The organism is Streptomyces purpureus (assembly GCF_014648195.1).
Lineage (GTDB): Bacteria > Actinomycetota > Actinomycetes > Streptomycetales > Streptomycetaceae > Streptomyces > Streptomyces purpureus.
Map to the genome: position 1 here is coordinate 1 of NZ_BMQQ01000075.1, position 1,389 is coordinate 1,389.

1 protein-coding gene is annotated in these 1,389 nt (G+C 69.3%); it reads left to right on the forward strand.

The window, feature by feature from the left end:
• Positions 1-59 precede the first annotated feature (59 nt).
• The gene (locus IEZ01_RS34415; RefSeq protein WP_189205720.1) at positions 60-1,268 is read left to right on the forward strand and encodes an IS701 family transposase; all 1,209 of its coding nucleotides are present in this window, start codon (positions 60-62) and stop codon (positions 1,266-1,268) included.
• Positions 1,269-1,389 lie beyond the last annotated feature (121 nt).

Sequence of the window (1,389 nt, forward strand, 5' to 3'; positions counted from 1 at the left end):
CTAGTAGTGCTTTGTTAGCGGGTCTTGTCACATTGGGTGTTCGGTAGTTCGCTGGTTGTATGAGGGCTGGGGAGCTTGCGGCGGTGCGGGTCCGGTTGGAGGAGTTCGCTTCCGAGGTGTTCGCGCCGTTGGTGCGGCGGGACTGGCTGGAGAAGGGCCAGTTGTATCTGCGGGGGCTGTTGCTGGACGGTCGGCGGAAGTCGATGCAGCCGATGGCGGAGCGGCTCGGTGTCGATCACCAGCGGTTGCAGCAGTTCATGACGTCCTCCACCTGGCCCGTTCAGGAGGTGCGGGCCGGGCTGGCGTGGCGGGCCGTGCGGGCGGTGCGCCCGCAGGTGTGGGTGGTGGACGACACCGGTTTCCCCAAGGACGGCACGGCCTCGCCCGGGGTGGCCCGGCAGTACTCGGGCACGCTGGGCAAGGTCGGCAACTGCCAGATCGGGGTGAGTGTCCACGCTGCCTCGGACACGGCTTCGTGCCCGCTGTCGTGGCGGCTGTTCCTGCCTGCCGCATGGGACGAGCCCGAGGCAGCCGCGCGCCGGGCGGCCTGCCGTATCCCCGATACCGAACATCACCGCCCGAAGTGGCAGCTGGCGCTGGAGATGCTCGACGAGCTGTCCGGGATCGGTCTGCGGCCCGCCGTGCTGGTCGCGGACACCGGCTATGGCGCGAACGCCGACTTCCGCCACGGGCTGGAGGACCGGGGCCTGGCCTACGTCTTGCAGGCCAAGGCCGAGATGACCGCCCACGGCGGGAACATCGAACCCCATCAGCCGGCCTACGGCGGTCTCGGGCCCCGCCCGCGGCCCCGCTACCGCACCAGGCCCGTGTCCTTACGCGAACACGTGCTGGCCGCCGGACGCCACCACGGGCGAGCCCTGAGCTGGCGCAAGGGCTCCAGAGCCGCGATGAGCTCGCACTTCGTGCTCCTGCGGATCCGGCTCGCGGGCCGCCGCCCGAAGCCCGCCGCAGACGGCACGATCGGGCTGTCCTGGCTGATCGCGCAATGGCCCGAGGGCGAGGCGGAACCCACGAAGTACTGGATCTCGAACCTGCCCGCGAACATCCCCGCCAAGGACCTGGTCCGCCTCGCGAAGGCGAGGTGGCGGATCGAGCACGACTACCGCGAACTGAAAACAGCTCTGGGCCTGGACCACTTCGAGGGCCGTTCCTTCACCGGCTGGCACCGCCACGTCACCCTCGTCACCGCCGCCCACCTCTTCCTCACCGAACAACGGACCTGCCCAAAAGCCCCTGCCAGGGCCTGACCCTCTACCAGGCCCTGGACCTCCTCCAACACCTGCTGGCCACCTGGACCGGCCACTGCCCCACCTGCCGACAACCCACCCCGTGGCAGTCCTACGACACCGCCTAACAAAGCACTACTAG